The sequence below is a fragment of the Mesorhizobium sp. M7A.F.Ca.CA.004.04.2.1 genome (assembly GCF_004022825.1).
Taxonomy (GTDB): Bacteria; Pseudomonadota; Alphaproteobacteria; order Rhizobiales; family Rhizobiaceae; genus Mesorhizobium.
The window spans coordinates 1-7801 of record NZ_RZPH01000184.1 but is presented as its reverse complement, the minus strand read 5'-3'; the positions used below and the strand labels follow the sequence as shown (position 1 = coordinate 7801).

6 protein-coding genes are annotated in these 7801 nt (G+C 63.6%); all 6 read right to left on the bottom strand.

The features are described from left to right. A partial coding sequence (locus EN893_RS11150; RefSeq protein ID WP_164900800.1) for an MFS transporter occupies positions 1–663 on the bottom strand: 663 nt, incomplete at its 3' end. A gap of 88 nt (positions 664–751) precedes the next feature. Beyond that, on the bottom strand, positions 752–1492 hold the full coding sequence (locus EN893_RS11145; protein ID WP_127271326.1) for an NUDIX domain-containing protein: 741 nt from the start codon (positions 1490–1492) through the stop codon (positions 752–754). Positions 1493–1578: 86 nt separating this feature from the next. After that, positions 1579–2013, bottom strand: coding sequence for a DUF983 domain-containing protein (locus EN893_RS11140; protein ID WP_174800363.1), 435 nt, complete (start codon positions 2011–2013; stop codon positions 1579–1581). Positions 2014–2024: 11 nt separating this feature from the next. After that, positions 2025–4343, bottom strand: a complete 2319-nt coding sequence (gene rnr / locus EN893_RS11135) for a ribonuclease R (RefSeq protein ID WP_127272297.1) — start codon at positions 4341–4343, stop codon at positions 2025–2027. Between the two features lie 6 nt (positions 4344–4349). Then, positions 4350–6986, bottom strand: coding sequence for a type I DNA topoisomerase (gene topA, locus EN893_RS11130; protein WP_127273649.1), 2637 nt, complete (start codon positions 6984–6986; stop codon positions 4350–4352). A 368-nt stretch (positions 6987–7354) separates the two neighbouring features. Continuing rightward, the gene (locus EN893_RS11125; protein WP_127268352.1) at positions 7355–7732 is read right to left on the bottom strand and encodes a hypothetical protein; all 378 of its coding nucleotides are present in this window, start codon (positions 7730–7732) and stop codon (positions 7355–7357) included. Positions 7733–7801: the final 69 nt, after the last annotated feature.

Sequence of the window (7801 nt, the reverse complement as noted above, 5' to 3'; positions counted from 1 at the left end):
GAACACCAGCACGGCTGCGGTCGCCGACGGCACCAGCCAGATGTAGCGCAGGAAATTGCTGGTTTCGCCATCCGAGGCGATCGAGGGGCTCTCGTTGCGTGCTGCCAGCACGGGTATCGCCGCCAGCGTCACCAAGGCGATGATGACGCCGAACGGCCTGAAGCCGGAACTGCCGAGATGGGCGAACAGCCACGGTCCGGCGGCAAAGCCGAGCGACAGGACAGTGGCGTAAATGCCCAGCACAAGGCCGCGTCGGTGCGGCGGCGCCGAGGTGCTGATCCAGAATTCGGACAGGATGAACAGCACCGTCAGCGCGATGTGCAGCACGATGCGCAGTGGAAACCACATCCAGAAATCGGGTGCGAAATGAAAGCCGACAAAGGCCAGCGCGCCGGCGGCGATCATGGCGATCATGGTCCAGGCAACGCCGAACCGCATGGCGAGCGGAGTAGCCAGCGGCGCACCGGCGATCGAGGCGAGGCCGGCAACGGCGGTGTTGAGGCCGATCATCGAAGCCGAATGGCCGCGCGTTTCAAGGATGACGCTGAGCAGCGGCATGCCGAGGCCGATGGCGATGCCGACGACGCTGATCGACGAGATCGCCGCCACCATCGGCAGCCAGTGTACGCGTTCGTCGCCCTGTGGTTGGGTATCGACCGTCATGGGATGCTGAATACTCTGCCTGTTTGATCTAAGGAAAGTGCTGAGCGCTTTTCCGGGAAAACCGCGTCACACTTTTCCTGGAATTGCTCTAGAGAAGTTCGCGGGTGAAGCGTCTGCGGACAAGCCGGTAGAAGGGCACGGGTCCGCCTGGACGCAACAGTGGATCATGGGCGAGGCGCTTTTCCAGCTCGTCCAGGATCATTCGGGTGATGTCGGGTATGTCGGCTTCCCTGGCCTTGGCGAGCGGCAGCCAGACCAGTTCTTCGAGCTCGTTGGTGGGACTGCCACCGGGCAGTTCGACGGCGACGTCGTCACGCCAGGCGCTGAAAAAGCGGGTGTCGAAGCGGCGCACCCGGTTGGGCGGCGTGATGGCGCGCGCAACGAAGCGCAGCATGTCGAGAGAGGGTTGCACGCCGTGTTCGGCAAAGCCTTGCCAATCGGGCCTGGGGGTTGCGAAAGCACCCTTGCGGCCGATCAGCAGCCCGGCTTCCTCATAGGTTTCGCGGATGGCGGACAGGGCGATGGCGCGGGCTCGTGCGGCGCTTGTGCGGCCCGGTCCGGCGATCAGCCTGGCTTCCTGCTCCGGGTGCAATGCGGCGACGACCGGTATGCGGCTGTCGGCCGGATCGGTGCGGCCGCCGGGAAAGACGAACTTGCCCGGCATGAAGGCGTGGCCGGCATGACGGCGACCCATCAGAACCAGCACGTCATCGTCCTTGCGGTCGAGCAGGATGAGGGTTGCCGCGTCGCGCGGGCGAATTGGCCGGTCGCTATGAGCGATCATGCTCCGCTCGATCCTGTCGACTTCCGCCTTGGTCATACCGTCCATGCGCAGGACCTAGCGGAAACTTCTGGCAAGCGAAAGTGGCCTTTCACGGTCGGTATGTTGCGCCAGGCAGCATTCTTGGCTGCGGCCTAGGCTCCGGGATGCGGCTCGATCACGTCGTGCTCGCCGCCGAAGCCGTGCATATAGAAGGCCCATTGCAGTCCGATGACGGCACCCTTGATCGGCTGCAGCAACGCAACCGACAAAAGGATGGTCAGCGGAACCCAGATGGCGATGTGCTGCCATGTGGACAGCGTCGACGTGGCCTCAACGCCCATGAAGGCGCCCAGCACGACATGGCCGACGATGACGATGACCAGATAGGCGGGCAGGTCGTCGGCCCGGTGGTGATGCAATTCCTCGCCGCAGACACTGCATGTGTCGACGGTCTTGGTGAAAGCGCGAAACAGCTTGCCTTCGCCGCAATGCGGGCAGCGGCCGAGCAGGCCGCGCTTCATCGCCGTCCACAGCGGGCGCGCGGTCCGGCCCGAGTGATGTTCTCCGCCGAAAACCTGTTCTTCCATGGCTGTTGTCATCATCGTCTCCTGCCGCGCGAACCCGGTCGCGATTGCGACGCGCGGGCGCGGCCCTTGGCCTTGTGAAACGACCGCTTGGAGCCCGGCAGAGGCTTTGGGTCGGTCAACATCTCGAAGCGCATCGCCCCGGCCATCGGCGCCACCTCGAGGAGACGGACCTCGACGCGGTCCGCGAGTTGGTAGCCTTTGCCCGAGCGTTCTCCGAACAGGGAGCGGGCCGTTTCGTCGTATATATAGTAATCGCCGTTCAATGTTGACACCGGGATGAAACCATCCGCGCCGTACTGCGGCAATTGGACAAATAGTCCTGACTTGGTGACGCCGGAGATGCGGGCATCGAACCGGTCGTCGACGCGTTCGGCAAGGTAGGCGGCGATCAGACGGTCGACCGTGTCCCGCTCGGCCGCCATTGCGCGGCGTTCCGTGCCGGAGATCAGCACCGCGACATCTTCGAGCCGTACCGCTTCGTCCTGCGTCAGCCCGCCGGGACCCAATCCGAGTGCGGCAATAAGTCCGCGATGCACGATTAAATCGGCATAGCGGCGGATCGGCGAGGTGAAATGGGCGTAGCGGCGGAGGTTGAGACCGAAATGGCCGATGTTCTTTGGCGAGTATTCGGCTTGGCTCTGCGAGCGCAGAACCACTTCGTTGACCAGGCCTTCATTGTCGGCGCCGCGCACGCGCTCCAAAATGCCGTTGAACTGGCTTGGCTGCATCTGCGCGCCGCGCGCAAGTGACAGGCCCAATGTCTGCAGGAACTCGCGCAGCGATTCCTGTTTGGCCAGTGATGGCGCGTCATGGACGCGATAGACCAGTTCCTGTTTCTTCGCCTCGAGCGTTTCGGCCGCCGCGACATTGGCCTGGATCATGAATTCTTCGATGAGCTTATGGGCATCGAGCCGGTCCGGCACGATGACGCGATCGACGGTGCCGTCCGCCTTGAGCACGATCTTGCGCTCCGGCAGGTCGAGTTCGAGCGGCTGGCGGCCGTCGCGGCCGCGCTTGAGGATCGCATAGGCGTCCCACAGTGGCTTCAGCACGGTTTTGAGGATCGGACCTGTCTTGTCGTCCGGCGCGCCGTCGATTGCCGCCTGAGCCTGTTGGTAGGCGAGCTTTGCCGCCGACTTCATCATGACGCGATGGAAGGAGTGCCTGAGCTTGCGGCCCTCGGCTGAAAAAACCATGCGCACGGCGAGCGCCGGACGGTCCTGGCCCTCCCGCAGCGAGCAGAGATCGTTGGAGATGCGCTCGGGCAGCATCGGCACGACGCGATCCGGGAAATAGACCGAATTGCCGCGCTTCAATGCTTCGCGGTCGAGCGCCGTGCCGTAGCGCACATAGGCGGCGACGTCGGCGATTGCGACAGTGGCAACCACGCCGCCGGGGTTCTTCTCGTCGAGATCCGGCGTGGCGAAGACGGCGTCGTCATGGTCCTTGGCGTCGGCCGGATCGATGGTGATCAGCGGCAGGTCGCGCCAATCCTCGCGGTGATCCAGCGTCGCCGGCTTGACCGCTTCGGATTCTGCGATGACGTCGGCCGGGAAGATATGCGGAATGTCGTGCGCGTGGATGGCGATCATCGAGACCGCCTTTTCGCTGGTCAGAGAGCCCAGCACGTTGAGCACCTTGGCCCTCGGCAGCCCATAGCGGGAAGCCCGCGCCGGCTCGACCTCCACCAGGTCACCGTTCTTGGCGCCGTTCTGGAATTCCTTGTCGACGATCAGTTCGGGCTGGCGCCGTTCCACCGGCTCGATGCGGAAGGTGCCGTCCTGCAAGATGCGAAAGACACCGAGCACGGCATCGGTACGTTTTTCGAAAATCTTCACCACCCGCCCGGTGTAGGCGGGGCCGCCCAGGGCGACGTTCGTGTCGTCGGCCGGAAAGGTCTTGGCCAGCACGCGGTCGCCAATGCCGGGCGCCGGTCCACTGCCACTGCGCGACAGGCGGATGGAGACGATGGGCGGCGGCCCATTGGCCGTGTGTTCGGTAGGACGGGCCAAGAGCACGCCATCGGCATCGCGGTCGAAAATATCGAGGACCGTGACATGGGGCAGGGCACCGACGCGAGCCAGCCCCTTGCGCTCCTTGGTGAGGACGCCTTCGTCCTGCAAGTCGCGCAAAATATCCTTCAGCCAGATGCGGTCGTCGCCGCGCAGTGCGAACGCCTTGGCGATGTCGCGTTTGCCGGCGCGATCGGGATTTTCGGCGATGTAGCGCAGGATTTCGTCACGCGAGGGCCGGTAGTCGTCCTTGACCTTGGCTCTGGTGTCGGCGGTGCGCGGATCGCCGTGGGTTCTGCCGGTGATCTTGCGCGCCACGCTGTCCTATCCTTTTTTCTTCGCGGCCGGCTTCTTCGCAGCCGGCTTCTTGGCTGCCACTTTCTTGGTCGCCGGGGCCTTGGCCGCGGCTGCCTTTCGGAACGGCTTCTTGCCGCCGCCGCCCTTGGCCTCTTTCTCGGCAATCAATGCCAGCGCATCCTCGATCGTCACCGACTGCGGATCCTTGCCCTTGGGCAGCGTAGCATTGACCTTGCCGAAATTCACGTAAGGCCCGTATTTGCCGTCGCGCACGACGATCTTGCCGCCGCCATCGGGATGGTCGCCAAGCTCCTTCAGCGCTGCGGCAGTACCGCCATTGCGGCCGCCCTTGCCCTTCAGCTGCTTCTCGGCGATCACCGATACGGCGCGGTTGAGGCCGATCGAGAACACGTCCTCGATGCTTTCGAGATTGGCATAGGTGCCGTCATGCAGCACGAACGGGCCGTAGCGGCCGAGCCCGGCTGAGATCATCTTGGCGGTTTCCGGATGCTGGCCGACATCGCGCGGCAGCGACAGCAGCGCCAGCGCCTTTTCGTGGTCGATCGACTCGGCCGTCCAGCCCTTGGGCAGGCTGGAACGCTTGGCCTCCTTGCCGTCGCCACGCTGCAGATAGGGGCCGAAGCGACCGCTGCGCAGCGTGATTTCCTCTGACGTGTAGGGGTCCTTGCCGATGACCTTGGTGCCGTCCTCGCCGCCGCCATTTTCGCCATTGGGATTGGCGGCATCGCCGAGCTGGCGGGTGAAGGAGCATTCCGGATAGTTCGAGCAGCCGACAAAGGCGCCGAACTTGCCGAGCTTCAGCGACAGATTGCCGGTGCCGCATTTCGGGCAGATGCGCGGATTGGAGCCGTCCTCCCGCGTCGGGAACACCAGCGGCGCCAGTTCCTCATTGAGCGCGTCGAGCACGTCGGTGACGCGCAGTTCCTTGATGTCGGCGACGGCGCCGGAAAAATCCTTCCAGAAATCGCGCAGCACGTCCTTCCAGGCGAGCTTGCCGTCGGAAATCTCGTCGAGCTTTTCCTCGAGGGACGCGGTGAAGTCGTATTCGACATAACGCTTGAAGAAGCTTTCAAGAAAGGCCGACAGCAGCCGGCCCTTGGCCTGCGGCACCAGCCGGCGCTTGTCGATGGTGACGTAGTCACGGTCCTCGAGCGTCTTCAGGATCGCCGTGTACGTGGAGGGCCGGCCGATGCCGAGTTCTTCCAGCTTCTTGATCAGCGAGGCTTCGGAATAGCGCGGCGGCGGCTCGGTGGTGTGCTGGGTCGCGTTGATCGCCTGGCGCGCTAGCTGCTCGCCGGCGCGGATCTCGGGCAGGCGGCGATTTTCCTCGTCTTCCGCATCGTCGTCCTTCTGGTCGGTGTAGGCGGCGATGAAACCGTCGAACCGAACGACCGAACCGATGGCACGCAGCTCTGCGGTGCGCGATCCGTTGACCGCTTCGATCTCGGCGGTGGTGCGCTCGATCTCGGCTGGCTGCATCTGGCTGGCGATGGCGCGCTTCCAGATCAGCTCATAGAGTCGCATCTGGTCGGAATCGAGATATTGCCTGACCGATGCCGGGGTGCGCATGAAATCCGTCGGGCGGATCGCTTCGTGCGCTTCCTGGGCGTTCTTGGCCTTGGCGGTATACTGGCGCGGCTTTTCCGGCAGGTATTTTGCGCCGAATTCCTTGGCAATGGCGTCGCGTGCGGCGTCGATCGCCTCGGGTGCCATCTGCACGCCGTCGGTTCGCATATAGGTGATGAGACCTGTGGTCTCGCCGCCGATCTCCATGCCTTCATAGAGCCGTTGCGCCACCTGCATGGTGCGGCTGGCCGAGAAGCCCAGGCCCGATGAGGCGGCCTGCTGCAGCGTCGAAGTGGTGAAGGGCGGGCCGGGATTGCGCTTGGTCGGCTTGGCTTCGACCGACACCGCCTTGAAGGTCGCGCCTTCGAGCATCGACTTGATGTCGTCGGCCTGCGCCTTGTTGGAAATGTCGAGCTTTTGCAGCTTCTTGCGATCGAAGGCAGTCAGCCGCGCTTCGAAATTCTCGTTGCGCGGCGTGCCCAGCAGTGCAGCGATCTGCCAGTATTCCTCGCGGAGGAAGCGCTCTATTTCGGATTCGCGGTCGCAGACGAGACGCAGCGCAACCGACTGGACGCGGCCGGCCGAGCGGGCGCCCGGCAGCTTGCGCCACAGCACCGGCGACAGCGTGAAGCCGACGAGATAATCCAGCGCCCGGCGGGCGAGATAGGCATCGACCAGCGGCGCATCGATCTGGCGCGGATTGGCCATCGCCTCCAGCACCGACGATTTGGTGATGGCGTTGAAGACGACGCGGCTGACCGGCTTGTCCTTCAGCGCGCGCTTCTGCTTCAGCACCTCCAGCACATGCCAGGAGATGGCTTCACCTTCGCGATCCGGGTCGGTGGCGAGGATCAGGCCATCGGCATCCTTGACCGCCTTGGCGATGTCGGCGAGTCGCTTGCCCGAGGCGGTGTCGACCGCCCAGGACATGGCGAAATCCTCATCCGGACGCACCGAGCCGTCCTTGGCCGGCAAATCCCTGATATGGCCGAACGAGGCCAGAACCTTGTAGTTCTTGCCGAGATATTTGTTGATTGTCTTCGCCTTGGCCGGCGATTCGACGACGACGACGTCCATGAGGTCTCATATCAGCTGTGGTGCGGCAGAAGAATTCCGCTGCGCGCGACGAAATCTCGTTCTATTTGTCGCTCACATGGCCGCGCTTTTGCATCCGGTCAAGGGGAAGCGCCCAAATTGCGGGCCGGCCCGCGGCAATACACTCTTAGAGTGTATGGAGAAAATCACAGAATTTGGGAAAGGGAGATGGTGGTCTCAAGTCAGCGGAAACGACTGGTTTTCATTTTCGCCGAGTCGCGGAAAGCTGCTGGAGCAGTGGCATCGGGGCGACGCCAGTGGCAAATTGATCGACGCTGGCCGCCGGCTGCATAGAGCGATGCCTGGCGACCAGCCTTGTTCCGCCATCAGGCGTGAATGTATTGAGTATCTTAGTCGGCCTTGACGATATGCCAGACTTCGCCGACGCCGTCGCCGGTCACATCGCCGGGCTTCTCGTCCTTGATGAAGGTGTAGACCGGCTTGCCGTCATAGGCCCACATCTTGGTGCCGTCGGTGCGGTCGACAACGGTCCATTCGTCGTCCGCCTTGGCGCCGGCTTCGGCTTTCAGCGGCGGCCAGTTGGTGGCGCATTTGTCGTAGCAATTGCTCTTGCCCTTCTCGTCCTTGTCATAGGTGTAGAGCGTCATGCCATTGGCGTCGGTGTAGATCTTGGTGCCATTGACCTCGGCTTCCTTCCACGCGTCGGCGGCGAAGGATGCGGCGGTGCTGAGCAGAAGCGCTGCCAGTCCTGCGGTTATGGTTTTCATGGAAATCTCCCTGACTGGTATCTGGAGACGCGCGGGAAATCGCGGCCTCGCTGTGTCAACGCCCAGGGG